This window comes from Mycobacterium sp. NGS68, assembly GCF_059812195.1.
In genome coordinates this window covers 136,687-159,140 of the sequence record NZ_JCALCE010000011.1, presented here as the reverse complement: position 1 = coordinate 159,140, position 22,454 = coordinate 136,687, and the positions used below count along the sequence as shown (strand labels likewise).

The following is a 22,454-nucleotide window of genomic DNA, read 5'->3' as shown; positions in this document are numbered from 1 at the left end:
GCTGTTAGCCGGTGGGCGACAGCGCGTTGTCCACCGAGGAATACATGGGCAGCAGTTGATGCAGTCCGCACGCGGCGATGGTCTGCGCCACCACCGGCTGACTGGTGACCAGTCGCAGCAGGACACCGCGCTGCTCACAGCGTTCGGCCTCCTGGGCCAGCACGGCGTAGCCACAGGACCCCATGAACTCGAGTTCGCGGACGTCGATCACGAATGGACCCGGTGCGATCGCGATGGATGCGCTGCGGCTCAGCAACCGCTGCCAGGAATTCTCGTTGCTGGCGTCGATATCACCGCCCACGTGAACGACGACCGCGGAGCCACTGCATTCGGTGAATGCCCGGAGACCACTCTGGGTGTCACCGAAATGTGGGCGTAACCGCGTGCTCGAACGGGCGGGAAATGCGCCGATCCCAACAGCGTCCATCCTGTGCGGGTTCCCGTCTTTACGTGGTGCGGGGGGTGCATATAGGTGACGCCTTCCTGTGTGCCAGAAGGGCCACCAGCGGCGTTGCGTCATGGGAAAGGTATGCCCGTTTTCGCGGTGTTGCTAAGCATATGTGCAACAAGGGCTGACAACCAGCGCTGTCAACTACCGAAATTCGGAGGTCAGAGGCGGTGGTCGGGCGATCGAGTTTTAGGTGCTTCGCCGGATCCGCCGCGTCACCAACGACAGGATCCAGCTCACGATCGACAGCAGGATCGCCGCCCAGATTGCGTCCCACCAGAAGTGGTCGACCTGCAGTCCCCAATGCGTGGTGTGCTCGGTGATCCAGGCGGTGAGCCACAGCATGAAGCCGTTGATGACGATGTGGAAAAGGCCCAGCGTCAGGATGTACATCGGGATCGACAGGATCTGCACTATCGGCTTGACGAACGCATTGACCAGCCCGAAGACCACCGCGACGGCGAAGATGACGCCGATCTTCTGCGCGTCGTTGTGATAGCCGACGAAATGCAGGCCTTTGACAAACAGTGTGACCAGCCAAAGGGCGAGTCCGGTTAACGCGGCACGCAGCAGGAAGGGGCCCATACGTCGATCCTTTCAGTTCAGGCTGTAAAAGCGTTGCGCATTACGGCCGCCGATCTTTTCTCGGGATTGTTCGCTGATATCGGGGCGGGTGCGCAGATGTTTCGTGCTTTCGGGCCACTCTCCGTCCCAATGGGGGTAGTCGCTGGCGAACATGATGAAGTCGTCGCCGAGCACGTCGATCACACCGGGCAGGATCGGCTCCTCGGGCTCGCAGGTGACCCAGATGTTGCCTGCCTTCAGGTATTCGTGCGGGTCGCGGCGCCAGCCACGCTCGACCCAGTCGCCCCGCTTTTCGTAGTGCTCGTGCAGTCGGTCCATGAAAAACGGCACCCACCCCGCGCCGGCCTCCAGGAAGGCGACCCGCAGCTGCGGATGCCGCTCGAACACCCCGCCGGAGACCATCGCCGTCATCGCCGTCATCTGGTCGAACGGGAAACTGACGCAGTGCACCTGAATGTAGTTGGTGAACCGGTCGACGCCGATCTTGGGCAGGTGCACGCCGGGTGCGCCGTGGATGCCCAGCGGCATCTGCAAGTCCACGGCGGCGGCGTAGAACGGGTCGAGGTCGGGGTGGTCGAGGTTGCGGGTCTTCAGGGCCGGCGGCACCAGGGTCGCGACCAGGCCCAGGTCCTTGGCCTCGCGCATGATGTCGATGGCCACGTGGCCGTGTTCGACGGGTGTCACGGCGACGCCCCGCAACCGGCCGCCCGTCGGCGCGCAGAAGTCGGCGATCCACTGGTTGTAGAGCCGCGCGAAACCGGCAGCGAACTCGGGCTCTTCGAGGCTGGGCACGCACAGCCCGAGACTGGGATAGAGCACCATCGTGTCGAGGTGGTCGCGGTCGGCGTCGCCCAGCATGCCCTCCGCGGTGGCGCAGTTAAGGCCAGCCGCCTTGGTGATGCCGTGCTGGACCGGACAGCCGGCGCCCGGTCCCTCGTCCTCGGGGTACCGGCGGCCCTCGATCACGAGCCGGGGCCGCTCCTCGGTGCTGATGCTGACGTGCTCGGGCCAGCGCTTGAGCGCTTCGGCGGCCAGCGTCGGGTTCTCGGCGACGTGTCCGTCGGCGTCGATGATCCGCATATCTGGCGAACTTACTCGCGCTAGGCAACGATGCTGACGTGGCAACGCAAAAGATCACCGGTGACCAACGCAATTCGTTCGTCGCAGCGATGCTCGGGTGGACCATGGACGCCTTCGACTACTTCATCGTGGTGTTCGTCTACGCCGATATCGCCAAGACGTTCGGCCACAGCAAGGCCGAGGTCGCATTCCTGACCACCGCCACGCTGATGATGCGGCCCGTCGGCGCCCTGATCTTCGGGCTGTGGGCCGACCGGGTCGGCCGGCGCCTGCCGCTGATGGTGGACGTGATCTTCTACTCGATCGTCGGGTTCCTGTGTGCGTTCGCGCCCAATTTCACTGTGCTGGTGATCTTGCGGTTGCTGTACGGCATCGGGATGGGCGGCGAATGGGGACTGGGTGCCGCGCTGGCGATGGAGAAGGTCCCCGTCGAGCGGCGCGGCTTCTTCTCCGGGCTGCTGCAGGAGGGCTACGCGTTCGGCTACCTGCTGGCCAGCGTGGCGGCGCTGGTGGTGATGGATTGGCTGCACCTGTCGTGGCGCTGGTTATTCGGGCTGTCGATCGTGCCGGCGCTGATCAGCCTGATCATCCGGTACCGCGTGCAGGAATCCGAGGTGTGGGAAGCGGCCCAGGACCGGATGAAGCTGACCAGCACCCGGATCCGCGATGTGCTGCGCAACGGCGCCGTCGTGCGCCGGTTCTTCTACCTGGTTGCGCTGATGACCGCGTTCAACTGGATGAGCCACGGCACCCAGGACGTCTACCCGACGTTCCTGCATGCGACGGCCAACCAGGGCGCGGGGCTGGCCAGTTCGACCGTCAAGTTGATCGTGGTGGTTTATAACGTCGGTGCGATCATCGGCGGCCTGTTCTTCGGCACGCTGTCGCAGCGGTTCAGCCGCCGCTACACCGTGGTGTTCTGTGCCCTGCTGGGTCTGCCGATCGTGCCGCTGTTCGCGTTCTCGCGGACCGCGGCGATGTTGTGCCTGGGCTCGTTTCTGATGCAGATCTGCGTGCAGGGCGCGTGGGGCGTGATCCCCGCACACCTCACCGAGATGTCGCCGGACGCCATTCGCGGGCTCTACCCCGGCGTGACCTACCAGCTGGGTAACCTGCTGGCCGCGTTCAATCTGCCGATCCAGGAACACCTGGCCGAGACGCACGGCTACCCGTTCGCACTGGCCGTGACGATCATTCCGGTGTTGATCGCTGTCGCGGGCCTTACGCTGATTGGCAAGGACGCCACCGGGATTCAGTTCGGCACCGCCGAGAGTTCTTTCCTGCCAAAGGGAGCGACTTAGCCGAGCGAGGGGCCTCGCGCCAGGGGGCCTCGCTACAGACTCAGCGCGCGGCGCAACATGTGCATCGCCACCGTCGTCGAGCGTTCGCGGACATCGGAGCGATTTCCCGGCAGTCGGATCGTCCGGGTATCCAGGGACCCTTCGGCCAGGGCCACGGTGAAACAGACTGTGCCCACCGGCTTTTCGGGCGTGCCCCCGGCGGGGCCGGCGATCCCGGTGATCGCGACGGCGGTGTCGACGCCGAAGCGTTGCAGCGCACCGGCGGCCATCGCCTCGGCCACCGGCTCGGACACCGCCCCATGCTCCTCGATCAGCGCCGGGTCGACGCCCAACAGCTCGGCCTTGGCCTGGTTGGAGTAGGACACCACGCCGCCCATCACGTAATCCGACGACCCGGCCCGGTCGGTGAGCCGCGCGGCCAGCAGGCCCGCGGTGCAGGACTCGGCGGTCGCGATCCGGCGCCCCGCCAGCAGTCGGGCGACCTGGTCGTCGACGGTGGAGCCGTCTTCGGAGTAGAGCTGATGACCGTGCTTGTCCCGCAGCAGTTGGGTCAGCCGGACGTAGGCGTCGGCAGCGTCGGGCTCGTAGCGGGTGACCATCTCCACCTCCCCGCGCCGCAGGCAGGTGGTGATCTCGAGCCGCCCGAAGCCGGGCACCGCGGTTTCGGCGTCGCGCAGGGTTTCGGCCAGCCCGGACTCGGGCAGCCCGAACATCCGCAGCATCTCCTGCCGGTAGACGGTCCGGCCGGCGATAGCGTCCTGCGCCGCGGGCGCCTCGATGGCGGTGTGCCACATCGGCTGCAACTCGCGCGGCGGGCCGGGTAGCACGACGACGGTCGGTTTGCCGGGTACGACGACGCCCGGCGCGGTGCCCACCGGGTCGAGCACCTGTGCGCCGGCGGGAACCATGGCCTGCTTGCGGTTGGCGGCGCGGATCGAGTCGAAAGTGCCTGGTTCCAAGGCGGATTGGAACGCGGGGTTGCGACCCATCAGCTGCCTGAGGATGTTGGCGATCTTCTCCTCGACCACTTCGTCGAGCACTAACTCGCGACCGCAGAAGCGGGCGACCACCTCGACGGTCATGTCGTCGGCCGTCGGGCCGAGACCGCCGCTGGTGACGATCAGGTCCACGCCCTGGTCGGCCATGAAGCGCAGCTGCGCCTCGATGTCGGTGGGACGGTCGCCGCAGATGGTGATGTGGGCGAGTTCGACGCCCAGCTCCAACAGTCGGTCCGCGATCCAGGGGCCGTTTCTGTCCTGCACTCGGCCGGTGAGGACTTCGGTTCCGGTGACCACGATGCCCGCGCGTGCGCTCACCCGGACGAGCCTAAAGCGTGCCGGTTGCCCCGCGCGCAGCCCCCGTCGACTCAGCCGGGGCTGCTGCCCGTCGCTGCCGAGTTCGCCAAGCATATTCAGCTATCACTCGGCAGGGATCATTGAATTTGCTTTTCGGCCAGGGCGCCGTAAGCCACAGGCGCCGTTTCAGCATGATCTAGCCTGAGCCTCGTGGCACAGGCCCCGCGAACTCGGTACGCCAAGTGCGGCGACATGGATATCGCTTATCAGGTGCTGGGTGAAGGCCCGAGCGATCTGCTGGTGTTGCCCGGCCCTTTCGTCCCGATCGACTCGATCGACGACGAGCCGGCGCTGCACCGGTTCCACCGGCGGCTGGCGGCGTTCAACCGGGTGATCCGGTTCGACCAGCGTGGCGTCGGCCTGTCCTCGCGAAATCCAGCGATGAACATGCTCGAGCCCAAGTTTTGGGCCGAGGACGCGATCGCGGTCCTGGACGCGATCGGCTGCGAGACGGCGACCATATTCGCGCCCAACTTTCACGCGATGAGCGGGCTCGTCCTGGCCGCCGATTACCCCGAGCGAGTACGCAGCCTGATTGTGGTCAACGGCTCCGCTCGCGCGTTGTGGGCGCCTGACTACCCGGTCGGCGCGCAGCCGGATCTGCTGGATCCGTACCTGACGGTCGCCCTTGAGCCGGACGCCGTCGAGCGGGGTTTCGACGTGCTTCGCATCGTCGCGCCGACGGTCGCCGACGACGTCGTGTTTCGCACGTGGTGGGATCTTGCGGGGAACCGCGCCGGGCCGCCGAGCATGGCACGGGCGGTGGCCAGGGCGTTGTCGGAGGCCGATGTGCGGGATGCGCTGGCGCGCATTAGCGCCCCGACAATGGTTCTGCACCGCGTCGACGCGAAATTCATCCCCCTTGGACAAGGCCGTTACATCGCTGAGCACATCGCGGGATCGCGGTTTGTCGAATTGCCGGGCGCCGACGTCCTGTACTGGGTCGGCGACGCCGCGCCGATGCTCGATGAAATCGAGGAATTCGTCACCGGGGTACGCGGGGGTGCCGACGCCGAGCGATTGCTGGCGACGGTCATGTTCACCGACATCGTCGGGTCGACGCAGCGCGCCGCCGCGCTCGGGGACGGCCGCTGGCGCGACCTGCTGGACAACCACGACACGATCGTGCGCCACGAGCTGCATCGGTTCGGCGGACGTGAGGTGAACACGGCCGGAGACGGCTTCGTGGCGACGTTCGTCAGCCCGAGTGTCGCGATCGCGTGCGCCGACGAAATCGTCTCTGCAGTACGCGTTTTGGGTATCGAGGTGCGGGTCGGCATTCACGCCGGCGAGGTCGAGGTGCGCGGGGTGGATGTCGCTGGCCTGGCGGTGCACATCGGCGCGCGGGTGGCGGCGCTGGCGGGCCCGAGCGAAGTGCTGGTGTCCTCGACGGTGCGTGACATCGTCACCGGGTCACGGCGCAGATTCGTCGACCGCGGTAAGCACGAACTCAAGGGCGTGCCGGGACGCTGGCGGGTGTACGCGCTGATACGCGACGAGGTGGTCGCGGGGCCTTAGCGGCCGGGCTGGCCGGGCTGGCCGGGCTGGCCGGGTTCGCCGGGCTGGCCGGGTTCGCCGGGCTGGCCGGGCTGGCCGGGGGCGCCGCCCTGGCCGGGTGCGCCGCCGGCACCACCCTCCCCGCCTTGACCAGGCTGGCCACCGCGGCCGCCGTCACCACCGCGGCCACCGTCGCCACCGCGGCCGCCGGCACCACCCTGTCCGCCGGCACCACCGCGGCCGCCGGCACCACCACGACCGCCGGCACCACCCTGTCCGCCGGCACCACCGGCACCACCCTGTCCGCCGGTACCTTCAGTCATCTCGTGTCCGCCTTTCGGGTCGTTCAGAGTCTCGTTTTGCCTGGCGGCCACCGCCGAGAGACGCACCGTCTTCATACTCCCCCGGGAATCAGACCTGAACGCCGGGTTGTCCGGGACCACCGGGAACGATGACGGCCGTGCCGGGTTCGCCGGGGGCGCCGTGGCTGCCACCGGCACCACCGGCTCCGCCGCCGCCACCGTGGCCGCCTCCGCCGTTGGCCCCGACGCCGCCCCCGGACCCGACGCCGCCCGAGCTGCCGCCGGCGTGGTAGTTGCCGCCGTCGCCCCCGGTGCCGCCGCTGGTGCCCTGGCCGCCCTTGCCGCCTGTACCACCATCACCGCCGTCGAAGCCTTCGCTGTTGGCGTCGCCCCCGCCGCCGCCCACACCGCCGTCTCCGGCCGCACCGCCGTCGCCGCCCCTGCCGCCGTTGCCACCGGTCAGGCCGGTGCCACCATGCCCGCCGGAGCCGGCCGCGGCGGCATCACCACCGTTGCCACCGGTACCACCGATCCCGGCGGGTCGCCCGGCCGATTTGGTTCCGTCGGCGCCGCCACCGCCGGCACCACCTTTGCCGGAGTTGCCGCCACCGCCACCGTCGCCACCCTTGCCCGCCTGCTGGGCATCGCCGCCGGCCCCGCCGGTGCCGCCGGCACCCGCACCGCCGCCGTTGCCCCCGGCGCCACCGTCTGCTCCGTTACCCCGGGTCAGGCCGCCGTCGCCACCGATGCCACCGTCCGAGCCGATGCTGGCCGCCCCGCCGTTGCCGCCGTTACCCGACCCGAAGGCCGTACCGCCGGCCCCGCCGTCACCGCCGCGGCCGCCGTCACCTCCGATGCCGCCCAGGCCGGAGTCACCCCCAAAGCCAGAAGTGCCGCCGATGCTGCCGGCGCCGCCTCTGCCCGCAACACCTCCGTCGCCGCCGGCGCCGCCGCTGCCCGCGCCCACAGCGCCGCCACCAACTCCCCCGGCTCCGGCGTTGCCGCCATGGCCGCCGTCGCCGCCCTTGCCTCCGTCGAGCAGGGAGTCCGCGGTGCCCGCGGCGCCGCCCAGACCGCCCCCGCTGCCAGCGCCGCCGTTCCCCCCGGTCCCACCTGCACCGGTGCCTTGGCCGGTGCCACCCGTCCCGCCTGTACCGCCGTTGCCTCCGTCGCCTCCGCGCCCGCCATCGCCCCCATTTCGGCCCGCGGATTCGCCGGAGACCCCTTGCCCACCGTTGCCGGCGATTCCAGCGTCGCCGCCGTTGCCTCCAGCTCCGGCGCCACGGTCCAGGCCTACGTTGCCTTGATGGGCGACGCCTGTCCCCCCGCCCAGACCACCGGTACCGCCGTCGCCACCATTGCCACCGTTGCCGGCATTACCGCCGTCGGCCGCGTTACCGCGAGGATTGCTGGCGCTGACCAGGCCGTTGGCCCCCGCACTGCCGTCGCCGCCAGCGCCTCCGTTACCTCCGGTGCCAGCCGCGCCGCCATCGCCGCCGTTGCCCGACGCCGAGCCACCGGTACCGCCGTTGCCCCCGTTGCCACCGTTGCCGCCCTTGCCGCCGTCGCCCCCGTCAGGGCCTGGGTTGGCTGGGGCCCCGGCGTTGCTGCCGTGGACGCCGACCGCTCCGTTGCCGCCGTCGCCGCCGACGCCGCCGTTGCCGTATTTGCCACCGGTACCGCCGTTTCCGCCATTGCCGCCGTTGGTACCGGGATTCGCGCCAACCTCGCCGGCGTTGTAGCCAGCCCCACCGGCGCCGCCGTCGCCGCCGGTGGTGACCGCGTGGCCCGATGCGCCATTGCCCGCGGCGCCCGATCCGTTGCCTCCGGTCGCTCCGCCGTGCCCGCCGGTACCCACTACCGTTCCAGGATCACCGCCCTTGCCGCCGTTGCCGCCGTCGGGGTGGGCCGCGGTGCCCTGCATTCCTGCGCCGCCGGTGCCTCCTTGGCCGGGGTCGCCGCCGTTTCCGCCGTTACCCCCGTTGCCGTTCGCGCCGACATGCCCGCCGAACGTCGAGCCCTTGCCGCCGGCCCCGCCCGCACCGCCATTTCCGCCGACGCCCCCGGCGCCGCCATTGCCCGCATTGCCGCCATCGACGCTCGGATTGGCCGCACTGCCGCCGAGGGCGCCGTCGGCGCCGCGGCCGCCAACGCCACCGACGCCGCCTTGGCCACCCTGGCCGCCGGCGCCGCCGTTGCCGTGCAACAGCCCGCCGTCGCCACCGGCCCCGCCCCTGCCGCCGTTGCCGCCGGTGCCACCGGTAGCGCCTTCGCTACCCGGCGCGCCGGCCACCGGGGTGGTGCCCGCGCTGCCGGTGCCGCCCGCACCACCGTTGCCGCCGTTGCCCCAGAGCCCGGCATCACCGCCCCTGCCGCCGGCCTGCCCGGCCCCGCCGGCGGCACCGTCGCCGCCGTTGCCGAACAGCCAGCCGCCGTCACCGCCCTGGGCGCCCGCGGCGATACCGTTGGCACCATCGCCGACCAGCGGACGCCCGGTCAACAACTTCCACGGCGAGAACCACCCAGCGCTCGCCGCGTCGGTGGCGGCGTAGTCCTCGCCCGCCCGGCTCAGTGTCTGGACGAAGTGGTCGTGGAACACCGCCACCTGACGGCTCAGCGCCTGATACTGCCGGGCGTGACCGGAAAACAACGAGGCGACCGCCGCCGATATCTCGTCGCCCGCGGCGGCCTGCATCGCGGTCGTTGGCGCGGCGGCCGCGGCATTGGCCGTGCCCAGCGAGGAGCCGATGCCGGCTACATCGTTCGCTGCCGCGGTCAGCAGGTCGGGTATTGCGATCAAGTGGGACATCAGCGCCTCCGACTTGGTGGTTTGCGTCGGCTCAGTATCGCCTTACCTACCCGTTAATTGCTGGCTTTTGCGGGGACCGCCGGCGCCGGCATTGCCCCTGCCGAAGACAGGGGCTGCACCGGCGTGACCGACACCGAGCCACCCGGCGAACCGATGCCGCCACGTCCGCTGCCGCGGCGACCGGCATGCCCGGTGTGGTGATCGGAAGTGACATCGCATGTGCGCACTCGACCAAACTCTGCCGTGTGTCGTGTGTAGGAGCCCGGCGGGCCGCCCGGTGAGCGGTACAGGCCTAACTCGGCGACAGATACCGCTCGACGGACTCGACTTTGTGCGTCATGGCGTCGACGGCCCCGGCCCGCAGATCCGCCTTGATCACCGTGCTGACCCGGGGCGCGCGGGCGGCGACGGCCTCGACCGCGCGCTGCACCACCGCCATCACCTCTTCCCAGGTATCGCCCTCGATCGTGGTGAACATCGAATCAGTCTTGCTGGGCAGGCCAGATTCGCGGACCACCCGCACCGCGTCGGCGACGATCTCGCCGACGCCCTCGCCCACCCCCATCGGAGTGACGGAAAACGCGACCAGCACGGACATCCATCGAGCGTACCTGGCAGCATCGAGGCCATGCGGGTTCTGGTGCAACGGGTTTCGTCGGCGTCGGTGTCGGTCAACGGCGAGGTCGTCGGCGCCATCCGGCCGGCGGGGCAGGGCCTGCTGGCGCTCGTCGGCGTCACCCACGGCGACGACGACGGCAAAGCCCGCCGGCTCGCCGAAAAGCTCTGGAACCTAAGGATTCTCTCCGACGAAAGATCCGCCGCCGACGCCGAGGCGCCGATCTTGGTGGTCAGCCAGTTCACCCTCTACGCCGACACTGCCAAGGGCCGTCGGCCGTCCTGGAACGCCGCGGCTCCCGGCGCGGTCGCCGAGCCGCTGGTAAGCGCGTTCGCGGACGCGCTGCGCGAGCTGGGCGCCCAGGTGGAAACCGGCGTGTTCGGTGCACATATGTGTGTCGAATTGATCAACGATGGACCAGTAACGGTGATTCTCGAGCTTTGACGGTGCCGCTGCGGGTATTTTGGCGGCATGACGGGCGTCCGATGACGGCACCTGAGTTCGGCTCCCTGCGATCCGACGACGACCACTGGGACATCGTGAGCGGCGTGGGTTATACCGCGCTGCTGGTGGCCGGTTGGCGCGCATTGCACGCTGTCAGCCCGCAGCCGCTGGTGCGTGACGAGTTCGCGAAGCACTTCGTCGAAGCCACCGGGGACGCGTTTTTGTCGGGGGTGCTTGCCAATCCAGGCACCTCGGCGGACGAGACCGCCTTCCCCCGCCTCTACGGGGTGCAAACCCGGTTCTTCGACGACTTTTTCGACGCCGCCGCCGCTGCCGACGGCGCGGGCATCCGGCAGGCGGTGATCGTCGCCGCCGGATTGGACTCCCGCGCCTACCGGCTCGACTGGGCCGACGGGACAACGGTTTTCGAGATCGACCTACCGAAGGTCCTGGAATTCAAGGCCCGGGTTCTCGACGAGCGCGGCGCCGGACCGAAAGCGCAACGACGTGAGGTTGCCGCCGACTTGCGCACCGACTGGCCAACGCCGTTGCAAGCGGCGGGCTTCGACCCCAGGCAACCCAGCGCCTGGTCGGTGGAGGGAATCCTGCCGTACTTGACCGACGACGCGCAGCACGCGCTGTTCACCCGCATCACCGAGTTGTGCGCGCCGGGCAGCCGAATCGCCATCGGCGCGTTGGGATCACGCCTGGACCACGATCAACTGGAAGCCCTGGAACGCGACCATCCCGGTGTCAACATGGCCGGCGACGTGGACTTCTCCGCGCTCACCTACGAGCCGAAGACCGACCCGGCGCAGTGGTTGGCCGCGCATGGCTGGGCCGTCGAACCCGTTCGCAACACACTGGATTTGCAAGCCGGATACGGCATGACCCCACCGGATGTGGACGTGAAGATCGACGCGTTCATGCACTCGCAGTACATAACGGCTACCCGGTGAGGTGTCGCGATGGTAATGGTCACCAGGCTCTCCCCGGCCGATGCGATGGCCGAGATCAGCGCCAGTTCACCCGGACCGTGCGTCGGGGCATTCTTCGACCTGGACGGCACGCTGGTCGAGGGTTTCACCGCGGCGGTGCACGTCGGTGACCGGATCCGGCGGCGGCAGGCCGGAATTGGCGAGCTGCTGGGGGTGTTCGAAGCCGCGTTGCGCTACAAGTTCGGCCGGCTGGAGTTCGAGCGCCTGATCATCCGGGCCGCGGGTTACCTGCGGGGTGAGAACCTCGCCGTGCTCGACGAATTGGGTCAGCGACTGTTCGTCGAACGCGTTGCGCCGCGGGTCTACTCGCACATGCGCGACATCGTGCAGGCGCATCAGGAATGCGGGCACACCGTGGTGCTCAGTTCATCGGCGCTGTCCATCCAGGCGCTGCCCGTCGCCCGATTCCTCGGTATCGACAACGTGCAGTGCAACCATTTCGAACTGGACGAGCACGGCCGGCTTACCGGCGGAATCGTCAAACCCGTCGTCTGGGGCGTCACCAAGGCCGCCGCGGTCCAGCAGTTCTGTGTCGACAACGACGTTGCGCTGCAACAGAGTTACTTCTACGCCGACGGCGACGAGGATGCGGCGTCGATGACGCTCGTGGGTTGCCCGCGGCCGGTCAACCCGCGCTCGGGTATGGCGGCGCAGGCCGCGGTCCACGGCTGGCCGGTCATGTGTCTCGTCTCGGGCCGCCGCGGGCCGGTGCGCAGATTGCGGCACTTTGCCGGTCACGTGCTCCGGCAGCCGGAAGACTAGGGCGTCAGCAGCACTTTGACGCTGTCCCCCGACCGCGAAGCCGCGGTCGCATACCCCTTGGCCGCCTCGTCCAACGGCAGCGTGGTGGTGAAGATGCCGTCGACGTCGAGCCGGCCGGACTGCAGCAGTGGGATCAGCTCCGGCCAGGTGCGCTGCACCGGCGCCGTGGTCATTCGCAGGGTGGTGCTGCGAATCAGGCAGCCCAGCGCGTTGAGGGGGAACGGATTCAGGTCGTGCACGCCGACAACCGAGACGGTGCCGCCCGGCCGGACGGCGTTGAGCGCGTCGGTGAGTGAGGCATCCGTGGCGACGGCGTCGATCACCGAGTCGACGCCGCGACCGCCGGTCGCGGCCAGGATCGCCTCGAGCGCAGGAACCTTGACCGGGGTCGCCCCCCAACCGGCCGCGCGGTCCAGCCGTCCGTCGACCTGATCGACGGCGAAAACGGTTGCGGCGCCCTGGAAGAGCGCGCTACGCAGCGCGCAAAGCCCGACCGCGCCCAGTCCGAACACCGCGACCGTGCCGCCGAACGGAATGTCGGCGCGCTGCGCTCCGGCCCAGCCGGTGGCGAGGTTGTCGGTGAGTAGCAGCGCCTGCTCGGTGTTGATGCCGTCGGGCATCTTGAGCAGCTGGAAGTCGGCCGCGGGAACGGCGAGCAGATCGGATTGTGCGCCGCCCAGCACGCCACCGCCGAAAATCTGAAAGCCGGAGTGGCAGAGCACCGGGTCGCGGGTGGCACACCCCGGGCAGGCACCGCAGCCGGTCACCGACGACACGATCACCTGGTCGCCGACGCGGACGTTGCGCACCTGCGGCCCGGCCTCGACGACCGTGCCGATCGCCTCGTGGCCGAGGGTGATCGGGTCGGGCATCACAAAGTCGGCCTCGTAGAAATGCAGATCCGATCCGCAGATGGCGGCGGCGCTGATCTCGACGATCGCGCCGTCGGGACCCGGCAGTGCCGGATCGGGGCGGGTGTCGACCCGGATGCTGGCGGGTCCGTCAACGACTACCGTGCGCATATCGGCATGCTCACTCTCGTTCTTGTGCAATGAATTGCGCCCAGTCGGGCTGGCGCACCGCGGCCCAGTACTCGTTGAGGCGCCACGGGCTGACGGTGTGGATCTCCCCGTCCGCGTTCTTGAAGTACGAGTGCTTGACGGCGGGGTGCGACCACACCATCTTCCGGATCTCGGTCTGGGTCCGTTCATGCCAGTCGGTGGCCGCCGCGGCCGTCGGCTCCAGCGAATGCAGGTTCTCTTCCGCCAGCCGCCGCAGGCACTGGTCGATGTAGCGCATCTGCAGTTCGGACTGGAAGATCAGGCTGCCGCCGTGGGCGAGATGCGTTCCCGGCCCGTAGATCAGGAAGAGGTTGGGGAAGCCCGGCACGGTGATGCCGAGGTAGGCGTACGGGCGCGAGCCCCACATGTCGTGCAGGTCGATCCCGTTGCGGCCGACAATTTTCAGCGGCCACAGCACGTCCGTGTGCCGGAACCCGGTGGCGTAGACGATGACGTCGACGTCGTGTGCCACACCGTCTTCGGTGACGATGCCGCGTGGCGTGATCCGCTGGATCGGGGTGCGCACCAGTTCGACGTTGTCACGCTGCAGCGTCCGCAGCCAGCTGCCGTTGTCCTGCAGGGTGCGTTTGCCGGTGGCGGGATAGTCCGGCATCACCTTGGTGAGCAGCGCTGCGGAGTCCCGGGAGCCCTCGTCCACCTGACTGGTGATCCACTGGGAGAACATCATTCGCGCGGCGGCGTTGATGTCGCTGACGGCATAGCTCTGATCCGCGTAATCCGGGTCGCCGCGTGCGGCGTCGAGTCCCTTGTCGGCGCCGGGCCACAGCAACAGGAACCGGTACCACCGGCCGTAGAACGGAAGATGGCGCATCGCCCAACGCACGCCGTCGCCGACTTCGTCGTGATACATCGGGTTCGGGAACATCCACTGGGCGGTGCGCTGGAACACCGTGAGGTGCGCGACGTCGTCGGCGATCGCGGGCGCGATTTGGAAGCCGCTGGCCCCCGCCCCGACGAGGGCGACACGCTTGTCCGTCAGGTCGACGGAATGGTCCCACGCCGCGGAGTGAAACGACGGCCCCTCGAACGTGTCCGCCCCCTCGAATTCGGGCAGATGGGGCCGATTCAGCTGCCCGACGGCGGTGATGAGAGTCCGCGCGCGCACGGTGCTGGTCTGACCGTCGGCCGAACGCAACGAGACCCTCCAGACGCCGTCGTGATCGTCCCACTCCGCCGCGAGCACTTCGGTGTTCCACCGCACGTGCTCCGCCAGGCCGTGCTTGGCGATCACCTGGGTGAAGTAGTCCTGCAGCTCGGGCTGTTCGGCGAAGAAATGGGTCCAGTCGTTGTTCGGTTCGAAGCTGTAACAGTAAAAATGGTTTGCGACGTCGACGCGGGCGCCGGGATAGCTGTTCTCCCACCAGGTTCCGCCCGGACCGGCGTTCTTCTCCACGATGGTGAACGGAATGTTGGCCTGCGTGAGACGGATTCCGGCCAGGATGCCGGATTCCCCGCAGCCGACGACAAGGGCCTCGATCTCCGCCGCCGCGTCGACGGGCAGAGCCGCGGGACGGCGGGGGTCGACGCCGTCGAGGTCCATCTCTTCCAGCACCATGGGCAGGTAGTCGTCGGAAACCTGCTCGCACGCGGCCCAGTCCAGCATTTCGCGGATGAGTTCGGCGCTCAGCGCAGCCGGCTCGGGGCAGCCGCGGTCACGGTAGTCCGCGAGCACCTGCACCGCCTCGCCGCGGGCCCGGGCCTTGTCCTCCTCGGACATGAACCCCTGCACCTCGTTGAGGAACAGGCCCATCTGCTTGTAGTCGCGGATGAAGCGCGGGTCGCCGGTGATGTGCACCAGCGACAGCAGCAGCGTCGGAATGCTGACGTCCTGCAGCGCCTCGGCGATCTCCGGTGTGGACGTGGTGAAGGGCAGGCCGGCGTACAGGCTGCGCATCGCGCCAATCCTTTCGGTGGACCACAATTACGCTACCCATAGTTGCGTAATGCGTGCACCACGCTACCCCGGTGTGCCCGGCGCGATCAAGGGTGGCCGCCCGAAAACGGCGTCGTCTGATCACACAGCCAACTGTCAGAAAAACCGGGACCGCCGGTACGCATAACCGGCCGTACACACGGGTACGAGTCGAGGTGAACCAAGTCACACATCGCCCGAAGGGGTTCTCATGCCAGAGGTCGCGCTGCACCACGACGGACATCCGAAATATCGGCGGATGGTCCGCTTCGACTGGACGGACACGCCGCTGCACTGGGTGCCGGACGACCCCTTCTCGACGCACATGATGAACGTCCTGCACCTGCTGCTGCCGGAGGGCGAGCGGCACTTCATCAAGGCCGTCCTCGAGGCGTCATCGATGGTCGACGACCCGGAGCTGGAGGCGGCGATCAAGCCGTTCATCCAGCAGGAGTCGTGGCACGCCTGGGCGCATCAGGTGGTGCTGGACCACCTTGCCGAACAGGGCATCGAGACCACGCCGTACACCGACCGGCTCGGCAAGACGCTCTCGGTGAGCCTCGGTGATCCGCCCAAGTTCTTCCCGCCGGCGATGAAACGCTGGTGGTTGTACCGCCGGTTGGCCGATGTGGCCGCGCTGGAACATTTCACCGCGATGTTGGGTGAATGGGTGCTGACCAATCGCGGGCTGGACTACGCGCGGACCGACCCGATGATGCTCGATCTGCTGCGCTGGCACGGCGCTGAGGAGGTGGAGCACCGATCGCTCGTCTTCGACGTCTACCAGCACGTCTGCGGAAACTACTTCATCAGGGCGTTTTCGATGCTGATGACCGCCCCGCTGTTCGTCGGCTGGTGGATCGCCGGAGCGAAGTACCTGATGGAGAAAGACCCGACCATCGACGACAAGTGGCGCTGGCGTGACTGGCTGCGGGCAGCGCGGCAGTACCGGCTACCCGGTCCGTGGAAGCTGCTGGTGACCTCGCCCATCCGCTATATGCGGCCCAGCCACCATCCAGGCGGTGAAGCGTCCACACAGATGGCGATCGACTACCTGGAGTATTCGCCGGTGGCCAAGGCGGCGCGCGAGCGTGCGCGCCAGATAAGGGACGGCGCGCACGTCGAATCGCCGAGGCCGTCCGACGAGACAGCGGAGGTCCAGGTCCGATGAAGGTTTCGGTCGATCTTGACACCTGCGACGGCAACGGCGTCTGCATGAGCATCTGCCACGAGGTGTTCGACGTCCGGGAAGACGGGCTTCACGTCCTCGACGACGCCCCGCCCGCTGAGCTGAACCAGAAGTTGAAGGGCGCCGAAGTGTCCTGCCCCACCCAGGCGATCACGGTAAAGGACTGATCCGCATGCCGCCAGATCGGAAGTTCAGGCACGTTGTCGTCGTCGGGTCCGGCGTGGCCGGAACCCGGGCCGCCGAGACCCTGCGCCAGGACGGCTATGACGGCGAGCTCACCGTCGTCGGCGCCGAGCGACACGCCCCGTACCACCGGCCGCCCCTGTCGAAAAAGCTTCTGACCGGCAAGGTGCACCGGGCCGGCGTCGACCTCGCAGCGCAATTCGACTTCGAGGCGCGTGTCTTGCGCGGGGCGTCGGCGTTGAAGCTGGACACCGGTTCGCGCACCATCCACGTGCGCGACGCCGATCGGGACACATCCATGACATACGACGGCCTGGTGATCGCGAGCGGCGCCTTTCCGCGCGAGTGGCCGGGCGGTCCCGTCCCCGACGGGGTGCTGCTGCTGCGCACCGTCGACGACTGCCTGGCCATCCGCGAGCGGCTCGGCTCCCGCCCAAGGGTGGTCGTGGTCGGCGGCGGGTTCATCGGTGCCGAGGTCGCGGCGAGTTGCCGATCGCTCGGACTGGACGTCGTGCTGGTCGAAAAGGCCGACGGCCTCCTGTCGGCCGCACTGGGCGACGAACTGGCGCCGTGCTGGGCCCAGCTGCATGGCCGGCACGGTGTCGACATCCGTCTCGGCGTGAGCGTCGACGAGTTCGTCGGAAACGGCCGGGTGGAGGGCGTTCTGCTGACCGACGGCTCGCAGGTCCCCGCCGACCTGGTCGTCGTGGGTCTGGGCGTGACTCCCGCCACCGACTGGCTGGACGGCTCGGGGTTGCGGGTGGACGACGGCGTGGTCTGCGACGCCACGGGCCTGGTCGAGGGCGGCACCGATATCGTCGCGGCGGGCGATGTCGCGCGCTGGTGGCACCCGGTGTACGAGCGGCACCTGCGCGTCGAGCATTGGGACCACGCCGCGCGTCAGGGCGCGGCCGCGGCCCGAACGCTGCTCGCCGGCCCGGACGGCGCACCGGCGTACGACGAGCTGCCCTACTTCTGGTCCGACCAGTATGACGTCAAGATCCAGATGCTCGGCGTGCCAACCGGTTACGACGCGCTCGAAATTGTCGAGGGCGACTCGAAGAGTCCGGAGTTCGTCGCGGCGTTCGGGCGTCAGGGCCGCACCGTCGCGGTCCTGGGGACGGTTCCCGGGCGGGTATACGCCTACACCGACGCGATCCGCCAGCGCGCCGCCTTCCCTCCGAGGCCGTCCGACTGAGTCCCGTCGCGTGCTCGCGAGCGTGCGCAGATGTGCGGCGACACGCCGTAACCTCGGTCGCACGAGTCTCGCGTGCCAAAAGAAAAGCGGCATATGGCTTTTGCCCGCCTCGCAGCGACACCTTGATGCGCGAAAGGTGGGCAAACCGGCACATCCTGCCGACCGAGAACAGTCTCAGCCGCCGTCGCGGAAGAAGCCGACGATCTCGGCGACGGCGGGGTCGCGGCGCAGCTGCTCCAGTGTTTTCGGCAGTGGGAGCCGCCAGTTCGGATACTCGTCGACCGTGCCAGGCAGATTGGGCTGTCGGAGTTCGGCGAGCACGTCGTAGGGCGAGACCAGCTTCAGCCGGCACGGCGTCGCCGCCAGGAACCGATGCATCGCCGCGATGATCGCCGCGTCGTCCGGCTCGGATTGCTGCAGCAGCCCTTCGGAACGCAAGAGTGTCAGCCATTCGGCGCGTTCTTTTTCGGCCGCGGCGAGCTCGGCCGGTACGTCGGTGAGCAGGCCCAGCTCGGCGCGCACCCGGACATGTTCGCCGTGCAGGAAACCCGCGGCGGTCGGCAGGTCGTGGGTGGAGATGCTCGCGGCGGCTCTCGCGGGCCATTTGTCCGGCGGCAGCAGGGGCTCGTCGGGCGCGGAAAGGTCGCGGGTGAACCACGACACCGCGCAGCCCAGCATGCCGTTGTCAGCAAGCGCCGCAGTGACTTCGGGCTCGACGGTGCCCAGGTCCTCGCCGACGACGGTGGCGTTCGCGCGGTGCGCTTCCAGTGCCAGGATCGCGAGCATGACGTCGGCGTCGTAGTGCACGAAGGTACCGCGATCCGGGCCGTCGCCGGGCGGGATCCACCACAGCCGCCACAGGCCGGCGACGTGGTCGATCCGCAGACCGTCCGCGTGGGCCAGCACGGCGCGCACCATGTCGCGCAGCGCCGCGTAGCCCGTGGCGGCCAGTCGGTCCGGCCGCCACGGCGGCAACCCCCAGTCCTGCCCGCGCGGGGTGAAGTTGTCGGGGGGCACCCCGACGCTCACCCCGGTGGCGAGCACGTCGGCCAGTGCCCACGCGTCGGCGCCACCGGGGTCGACGCCCACGGCGAGGTCGTGCAACACGCCCAGGCTCATGCGGCCCTGGCGCGCGGCATCGCGCACGGCGGCAAGCTGCTCGGCACACCGTTGCTGCACCCACGCATGAAACGCGATGCGCGGCGCCAGGTCCCGGCGCGCCTCGGTCACCGCCGGCCCCGCGACGTCCCGCAGCGGCTCCGGCCATTGCGTCCACCGGCCGCCGTGCCGCTCGGCCAGCGCGCAGTAGGTGGCGAAATCACGCAACGCCTGCGAGTCCGGTGACCCGTCGAGCGTGCCTGGCCGGCCCTCGGCGCGCCAGAGCAACTCCAACGCCGACCGCTTGGCCGCCCACACCAGGTCGTGGTCGATGCGCTCGGTGGTCGCCGAGACGCGCAGCGCGTCCACCTCCGCGCGGGTATCCGGATCGGCCCGGTCGTAGGCGGCGAGGTCCTCGATGCGCAGGGCCAACGGGTTGGCGAACCGTCGGCTGGACGGGGTGTAGGGCGAGGCCTGCACCGGATGCGTGGGTCCGGGCGCGTGCAGCGGGTTGAGCAGCACCGCGCCGGCTCCGTGCTCGGCTGCGGTCCACTGGACGAAACCCCGCAGATCACCCAGGTCGCCGATCCCCCACGAGCGGTCCGAACGCAGCGCGTACAGCTGCAGCATCCACCCCCAGGTGGCCGGCGCCAGCGGAACCCGCGGAGGCGCGGCGATCAGGGTGACCTGCTGGCCGTCGCGCGTATGCAGCCGGTACCAACCCGGTGGCAAGTCGCGGGGCAGCTCGTCGCGCACGTCGATCTGCCCGCCATCCTCGCCGACCAACAGGGCCGCTCCGGGCATCGGTTGCGGCCGCCCGTCGACCCGCACGGCGACGGTGGGTGCGAGCACGCCCGCGCGGCCGCGTTCGTCCAACCGGGTCAACTCCGCGCGGCGGTCGGCCTCGGTGCCCGCCTCGACCTCCAGCAGTCCAAGCACGCGGATCACGACGTCGGCGTCGACCGTCACCGGCTCGCGCCGCTCGTTGCGGTAGGAGCTGGCCACACCGTGTGCGGCGGCCAAGCGGCGCAGGTCGTCGGGTATCGGTTTGGGAAGGCGCTGGTGTGAGACCACGCGGACCGTATACCCGACCCTCCCCTTCCGACACCGATTGGCGCCGTTTCGGTCAGCAAAACTGCTCTGCCAGCTGCCATCTCGGGTTCGCCGCTTCAGCCGGCGAGTCTCATTCGGGTCTGACGATGTCCGGCGCCGTATCACCGAACCTGGCCCGCAAGGCTTTCCACACGTCGGTGTAGGGTCCGGGCTCGTTGCGATAGGCCGCTTGGCGCTTCGTGACCTGACGCGCCAGGGGGGCCAGCAGTCGCCGCGGGTGGCGTTTCCACCCGGCGTGTGCGCGCAACTCGGCCAGCATGTCGGGCCACGAGTGATGCTGAAATCCCAACAATTGCTGCGCGCGGGTGACGTCCATCCAGTCGTTGGGAAACCACTGATCATCGGCGTCGTCGGGGTTACCGGGCCGGCCCCGCGGCATCAGCCCCGCCATGCCCTGAACGGCCGCCATAGCCGCCCCTATCTCCCCCTGGCGCAGCAGGAATGTGTCGTCACCGGCGATCAACAGGATTTCCCCCACGACGTCCGCCCGCGCGGACACCGCGAAAGCCGTTGCGACATCCCGGGTGTCGACGCAGTGCACCCGGCAGTCGGACTGCAGCGCACTGCCGAAGTACACGATGTCGGGGCTGAACGGCATGGCCGACGGGTCGGCGCTGAGGACCCCGCCGAGCCGCAACACCACCCAGTCCAGTTTCGAGGACCGCACCAGTTGCTCGGCTTCGAGTTTCTGGGCGCCGTACAGCTCGTTGGGCCGAGGCGGGGTGTCCACGCCCACTCGGTCGGCATGGCGGTGCGGATTGCGCCCGCCGTATATCGCGCAGCTCGACGCGTGCAGGAAACGCGGTGGGCGTGGCTGGTTTTCGGCCGCACGCAGCAATGCCGCGGTGGCGTCGACGTTGACCCTGCGCGCGCGTTTGGCGTCGCAGTACACCAACGGCGGGATGACGGCCGCGAGGTGAACGACGACGTCGGGCGAAACCTCGGACACCAGGGCCTCGACCTGCGCCGAATCAGTCAGGTCGACCCAGCGGGTCTCGACGCCGCGCGGCAATTCTTCGTCGGCCTGGCGGTGGGCCGTGGCGACTACCCGCCAGCCGTCGGCCGCGAACCGCCGGACCGCTTCCGTTCCGACGAGACCGAAGGCGCCGGTGATGAGCACGGTCTCACTCATGACGGAAAAATAACTCACTCGCTGGGGAATTACGTCAGATTCGCCGTCCGCCGCTACCCATTCTTGTGCGAAACCTCTTCCACCAGGCCGCCGTCCACGACGAATTCGGCGGCGGTCGCGTATGCCGACTCGTCGCTGGCCAGGAACAGGACGAACGCCGACACGTCCTGGGGCTCGCCGGCCCGCCCCAACGGGATGTTGAGCGCGTCCTGCGGAAGCTTTTCCGTCATCGCCGTCCGGATGAAGCCCGGATGGATCGAGTTGACCCGAATGTTGTTAGGCGCCAACTCCAATGCCGCCGACTTGGTGAGGCCGCGGACCGCCCACTTCGAGGTCGCATAGGCATGCACCCACGGCCCGCCCCGCAGGCCCTCGATGGACGAGATGTTCACGATCGAGCCGCCACCGGCGGCGATCATCGGATCGATGACGGCCTGGATGCCCAACAGCGTCCCCGTGACGTTGACGTCGAGGACTCGTTGCCACTTGGTCAGGTCGAAGGTTTTCAGGGGGCCGTAGTTGATGATTCCGGCGTTGTTGACCAGGACGTCCAACGTGCCGAACTCCGCCACGGCCGCCGCCGCCGCGCCCGCCCAGGCCGACGGGTCGGTGACGTCGAGACGCACATATCGCGCCGCGTCGCCCAGGTCGGCGGCCAGCGCCGCGCCCTCGTCGTCGAGGATGTCGCCGATCACCACCCTGGCGCCCTCGGAGACCAGAAGCCGGGCGTGCGACGCCCCCATGCCCCTGGCGCCGCCGCTGATCAGGGCCACTTTGCCGGCCACCCGTCCCATGACCGGTCACGCTACCCGAGGCGCGCACAGACCTGTTCTAATCGGCGAGGGCGGCCGATCGGAGGTGAGCGTCATGGCCCCGTTGATCACGGCCTGCGCCGGCTTCCTGCTCGCGGTGCTGTGGATGGACCTGATCTTCGACAGCCAGGTCTGGGGGCAGGCGCGCGGTGACGAGCTGCCCGAGCCGGTGCTGGCGTCGATCGCCGACTATTACCACCGTGCCACCACCACATCGCGCCCGATGAGCCGGCTCATCGCCCTCGTGATGGTGGTCCTTTTGGGCGCCTTAACTTTTGAAGCAACCCGCGACCGCGACCCGGGCTGGCTGCTGGTCGCTTCCGCCGCGCTGGCGGGGGTCCCGGTGGTGTTGGCACTGACGCACACCGTGCCCGGCGCCGTTCGGCTGGGCAAGCGCGACGACGGGACGGTCGAACAATCCCGCTTGGCGCGAGCGATCGGCCGCGATCACGTCGTGTGTGCCGCGTGCATGCTCACGCTGCTGGCCCTGTGGCTGGCGCGGACGCTGACCGTCTGACGGGCGCCGGGCGACGGGTAG

General features: G+C 69.0%; 21 protein-coding genes. 9 read left to right on the top strand and 12 right to left on the bottom strand.

Annotated elements, in window-relative coordinates:
• Positions 1-4: 4 nt before the first annotated feature.
• The 3 genes from AC5Y5V_RS14680 to AC5Y5V_RS14670 all read right to left on the bottom strand — a co-directional run bounded on the left by AC5Y5V_RS14680 (position 5) and on the right by AC5Y5V_RS14670 (position 2,113).
• A complete protein-coding gene (locus AC5Y5V_RS14680) occupies positions 5-427 on the bottom strand; it encodes an anti-sigma factor antagonist (protein WP_499936276.1) in 423 nt (140 codons plus the stop codon).
• Positions 428-637: 210 nt separating this feature from the next.
• Complete coding sequence (locus AC5Y5V_RS14675) at positions 638-1,033, bottom strand: phage holin family protein (protein WP_499936271.1); 396 nt, start codon at positions 1,031-1,033, stop codon at positions 638-640.
• Between the two features lie 12 nt (positions 1,034-1,045).
• Positions 1,046-2,113 carry an amidohydrolase family protein gene (locus AC5Y5V_RS14670; protein ID WP_499936267.1) on the bottom strand — a complete coding sequence of 356 codons (1,068 nt, stop codon included), beginning with the start codon at positions 2,111-2,113 and terminating at the stop codon, positions 1,046-1,048.
• Between the two features lie 89 nt (positions 2,114-2,202).
• Here AC5Y5V_RS14670 and AC5Y5V_RS14665 point away from each other — a divergent pair, with 89 nt between their 5' ends.
• Positions 2,203-3,414 carry an MFS transporter gene (locus AC5Y5V_RS14665; RefSeq protein ID WP_499936443.1) on the top strand — a complete coding sequence of 404 codons (1,212 nt, stop codon included), beginning with the start codon at positions 2,203-2,205 and terminating at the stop codon, positions 3,412-3,414.
• A gap of 32 nt (positions 3,415-3,446) precedes the next feature.
• On the opposite strand, the gene AC5Y5V_RS14660 is transcribed toward AC5Y5V_RS14665, so the two are convergent.
• Positions 3,447-4,730, bottom strand: coding sequence for a competence/damage-inducible protein A (locus AC5Y5V_RS14660; RefSeq protein ID WP_499936265.1), 1,284 nt, complete (start codon positions 4,728-4,730; stop codon positions 3,447-3,449).
• 189 nt (positions 4,731-4,919) lie between these two features.
• Between AC5Y5V_RS14660 and lipJ the strand changes: the two genes are divergently transcribed.
• On the top strand, positions 4,920-6,287 hold the full coding sequence (gene lipJ, locus AC5Y5V_RS14655; protein WP_499936256.1) for a bifunctional lipase/adenylate cyclase LipJ: 1,368 nt from the start codon (positions 4,920-4,922) through the stop codon (positions 6,285-6,287).
• Here lipJ and AC5Y5V_RS14650 read toward each other — a convergent pair.
• The 3 genes from AC5Y5V_RS14650 to AC5Y5V_RS14640 all read right to left on the bottom strand — a co-directional run bounded on the left by AC5Y5V_RS14650 (position 6,284) and on the right by AC5Y5V_RS14640 (position 9,975).
• The gene (locus AC5Y5V_RS14650) at positions 6,284-6,589 is read right to left on the bottom strand and encodes a hypothetical protein (protein ID WP_499936252.1); all 306 of its coding nucleotides are present in this window, start codon (positions 6,587-6,589) and stop codon (positions 6,284-6,286) included. The genes lipJ and AC5Y5V_RS14650 overlap by 4 nt on opposite strands.
• Positions 6,590-6,677: 88 nt before the next feature.
• Positions 6,678-9,377, bottom strand: a complete 2,700-nt coding sequence (locus AC5Y5V_RS14645) for a PE family protein (RefSeq protein ID WP_499936250.1) — start codon at positions 9,375-9,377, stop codon at positions 6,678-6,680.
• Positions 9,378-9,669: 292 nt separating this feature from the next.
• Positions 9,670-9,975, bottom strand: coding sequence for an MTH1187 family thiamine-binding protein (locus AC5Y5V_RS14640; protein ID WP_499936247.1), 306 nt, complete (start codon positions 9,973-9,975; stop codon positions 9,670-9,672).
• Positions 9,976-10,005: 30 nt separating this feature from the next.
• Here AC5Y5V_RS14640 and dtd point away from each other — a divergent pair, with 30 nt between their 5' ends.
• The 3 genes from dtd to AC5Y5V_RS14625 are packed head-to-tail and all read left to right on the top strand — an operon-like array spanning position 10,006 to position 12,197.
• The gene (gene dtd / locus AC5Y5V_RS14635) at positions 10,006-10,437 is read left to right on the top strand and encodes a D-aminoacyl-tRNA deacylase (protein ID WP_499936243.1); all 432 of its coding nucleotides are present in this window, start codon (positions 10,006-10,008) and stop codon (positions 10,435-10,437) included.
• Positions 10,438-10,478: 41 nt separating this feature from the next.
• On the top strand, positions 10,479-11,396 hold the full coding sequence (locus AC5Y5V_RS14630) for an SAM-dependent methyltransferase (RefSeq protein ID WP_499936240.1): 918 nt from the start codon (positions 10,479-10,481) through the stop codon (positions 11,394-11,396).
• 15 nt (positions 11,397-11,411) lie between these two features.
• Positions 11,412-12,197 carry an HAD family hydrolase gene (locus tag AC5Y5V_RS14625; protein ID WP_499936236.1) on the top strand — a complete coding sequence of 262 codons (786 nt, stop codon included), beginning with the start codon at positions 11,412-11,414 and terminating at the stop codon, positions 12,195-12,197.
• Here the strand turns inward: AC5Y5V_RS14625 and AC5Y5V_RS14620 are convergent.
• Both AC5Y5V_RS14620 and AC5Y5V_RS14615 read right to left on the bottom strand, forming a co-directional pair.
• Positions 12,194-13,219, bottom strand: coding sequence for an alcohol dehydrogenase catalytic domain-containing protein (locus AC5Y5V_RS14620; protein ID WP_499936231.1), 1,026 nt, complete (start codon positions 13,217-13,219; stop codon positions 12,194-12,196). The two genes, AC5Y5V_RS14625 and AC5Y5V_RS14620, sit on opposite strands and share 4 nt — an antisense overlap.
• Before the next feature lie 10 nt (positions 13,220-13,229).
• Entirely contained in the window at positions 13,230-15,173 is a 1,944-nt protein-coding gene (locus AC5Y5V_RS14615) for a flavin-containing monooxygenase (RefSeq protein ID WP_499936226.1), read from the bottom strand.
• 229 nt (positions 15,174-15,402) lie between these two features.
• Here AC5Y5V_RS14615 and AC5Y5V_RS14610 point away from each other — a divergent pair, with 229 nt between their 5' ends.
• Genes AC5Y5V_RS14610 through AC5Y5V_RS14600 form a run of 3 tightly spaced genes read left to right on the top strand, consistent with a single transcriptional unit; the run spans position 15,403 to position 17,761 of the window.
• Entirely contained in the window at positions 15,403-16,362 is a 960-nt protein-coding gene (locus tag AC5Y5V_RS14610; protein WP_499936222.1) for a metal-dependent hydrolase, read from the top strand.
• Entirely contained in the window at positions 16,359-16,547 is a 189-nt protein-coding gene (locus tag AC5Y5V_RS14605) for a ferredoxin (protein WP_499936218.1), read from the top strand. The genes AC5Y5V_RS14610 and AC5Y5V_RS14605 overlap by 4 nt, the downstream gene beginning before the upstream one ends.
• A 5-nt stretch (positions 16,548-16,552) precedes the next feature.
• Positions 16,553-17,761 (top strand): NAD(P)/FAD-dependent oxidoreductase, encoded by a 1,209-nt coding sequence (locus AC5Y5V_RS14600; protein WP_499936216.1) that lies wholly within the window; start codon positions 16,553-16,555, stop codon positions 17,759-17,761.
• A gap of 174 nt (positions 17,762-17,935) precedes the next feature.
• On the opposite strand, the gene malQ is transcribed toward AC5Y5V_RS14600, so the two are convergent.
• The 3 genes from malQ to AC5Y5V_RS14585 all read right to left on the bottom strand — a co-directional run bounded on the left by malQ (position 17,936) and on the right by AC5Y5V_RS14585 (position 21,898).
• Positions 17,936-19,933, bottom strand: coding sequence for a 4-alpha-glucanotransferase (gene malQ / locus AC5Y5V_RS14595; protein ID WP_499936214.1), 1,998 nt, complete (start codon positions 19,931-19,933; stop codon positions 17,936-17,938).
• Between the two features lie 109 nt (positions 19,934-20,042).
• The gene (locus AC5Y5V_RS14590) at positions 20,043-21,104 is read right to left on the bottom strand and encodes an NAD-dependent epimerase/dehydratase family protein (RefSeq protein WP_499936210.1); all 1,062 of its coding nucleotides are present in this window, start codon (positions 21,102-21,104) and stop codon (positions 20,043-20,045) included.
• Positions 21,105-21,157: 53 nt separating this feature from the next.
• Positions 21,158-21,898, bottom strand: a complete 741-nt coding sequence (locus AC5Y5V_RS14585; RefSeq protein WP_499936206.1) for a glucose 1-dehydrogenase — start codon at positions 21,896-21,898, stop codon at positions 21,158-21,160.
• A gap of 73 nt (positions 21,899-21,971) precedes the next feature.
• Here AC5Y5V_RS14585 and AC5Y5V_RS14580 point away from each other — a divergent pair, with 73 nt between their 5' ends.
• Positions 21,972-22,433: a hypothetical protein gene (locus AC5Y5V_RS14580; RefSeq protein WP_499936202.1), complete on the top strand. Its 462-nt coding sequence runs from the start codon at positions 21,972-21,974 to the stop codon at positions 22,431-22,433.
• The last annotated feature ends 21 nt before the right edge of the window (positions 22,434-22,454 follow it).

What these genes read in the sequence shown, in the direction of transcription:
- AC5Y5V_RS14680 (WP_499936276.1), bottom strand. Translation starts at nt 427, where the DNA reads ATGGACGCTGTTGGGATCGGCGCATTTCCCGCCCGTTCGAGCACGCGG.
- AC5Y5V_RS14585 (WP_499936206.1), bottom strand. Translation starts at nt 21,898, where the DNA reads ATGGGACGGGTGGCCGGCAAAGTGGCCCTGATCAGCGGCGGCGCCAGG.
- dtd (WP_499936243.1), top strand. Translation starts at nt 10,006, where the DNA reads ATGCGGGTTCTGGTGCAACGGGTTTCGTCGGCGTCGGTGTCGGTCAAC.
- AC5Y5V_RS14625 (WP_499936236.1), top strand. Translation starts at nt 11,412, where the DNA reads ATGGTCACCAGGCTCTCCCCGGCCGATGCGATGGCCGAGATCAGCGCC.
- AC5Y5V_RS14590 (WP_499936210.1), bottom strand. Translation starts at nt 21,104, where the DNA reads ATGAGTGAGACCGTGCTCATCACCGGCGCCTTCGGTCTCGTCGGAACG.
- AC5Y5V_RS14610 (WP_499936222.1), top strand. Translation starts at nt 15,403, where the DNA reads ATGCCAGAGGTCGCGCTGCACCACGACGGACATCCGAAATATCGGCGG.
- AC5Y5V_RS14580 (WP_499936202.1), top strand. Translation starts at nt 21,972, where the DNA reads ATGGCCCCGTTGATCACGGCCTGCGCCGGCTTCCTGCTCGCGGTGCTG.
- AC5Y5V_RS14665 (WP_499936443.1), top strand. Translation starts at nt 2,203, where the DNA reads ATGCTCGGGTGGACCATGGACGCCTTCGACTACTTCATCGTGGTGTTC.
- AC5Y5V_RS14640 (WP_499936247.1), bottom strand. Translation starts at nt 9,975, where the DNA reads ATGTCCGTGCTGGTCGCGTTTTCCGTCACTCCGATGGGGGTGGGCGAG.
- AC5Y5V_RS14600 (WP_499936216.1), top strand. Translation starts at nt 16,553, where the DNA reads ATGCCGCCAGATCGGAAGTTCAGGCACGTTGTCGTCGTCGGGTCCGGC.
- AC5Y5V_RS14670 (WP_499936267.1), bottom strand. Translation starts at nt 2,113, where the DNA reads ATGCGGATCATCGACGCCGACGGACACGTCGCCGAGAACCCGACGCTG.
- AC5Y5V_RS14615 (WP_499936226.1), bottom strand. Translation starts at nt 15,173, where the DNA reads ATGCGCAGCCTGTACGCCGGCCTGCCCTTCACCACGTCCACACCGGAG.
- AC5Y5V_RS14605 (WP_499936218.1), top strand. Translation starts at nt 16,359, where the DNA reads ATGAAGGTTTCGGTCGATCTTGACACCTGCGACGGCAACGGCGTCTGC.
- AC5Y5V_RS14675 (WP_499936271.1), bottom strand. Translation starts at nt 1,033, where the DNA reads ATGGGCCCCTTCCTGCTGCGTGCCGCGTTAACCGGACTCGCCCTTTGG.
- AC5Y5V_RS14650 (WP_499936252.1), bottom strand. Translation starts at nt 6,589, where the DNA reads ATGACTGAAGGTACCGGCGGACAGGGTGGTGCCGGTGGTGCCGGCGGA.
- AC5Y5V_RS14645 (WP_499936250.1), bottom strand. Translation starts at nt 9,377, where the DNA reads ATGTCCCACTTGATCGCAATACCCGACCTGCTGACCGCGGCAGCGAAC.
- AC5Y5V_RS14630 (WP_499936240.1), top strand. Translation starts at nt 10,479, where the DNA reads ATGACGGCACCTGAGTTCGGCTCCCTGCGATCCGACGACGACCACTGG.
- AC5Y5V_RS14620 (WP_499936231.1), bottom strand. Translation starts at nt 13,219, where the DNA reads ATGCGCACGGTAGTCGTTGACGGACCCGCCAGCATCCGGGTCGACACC.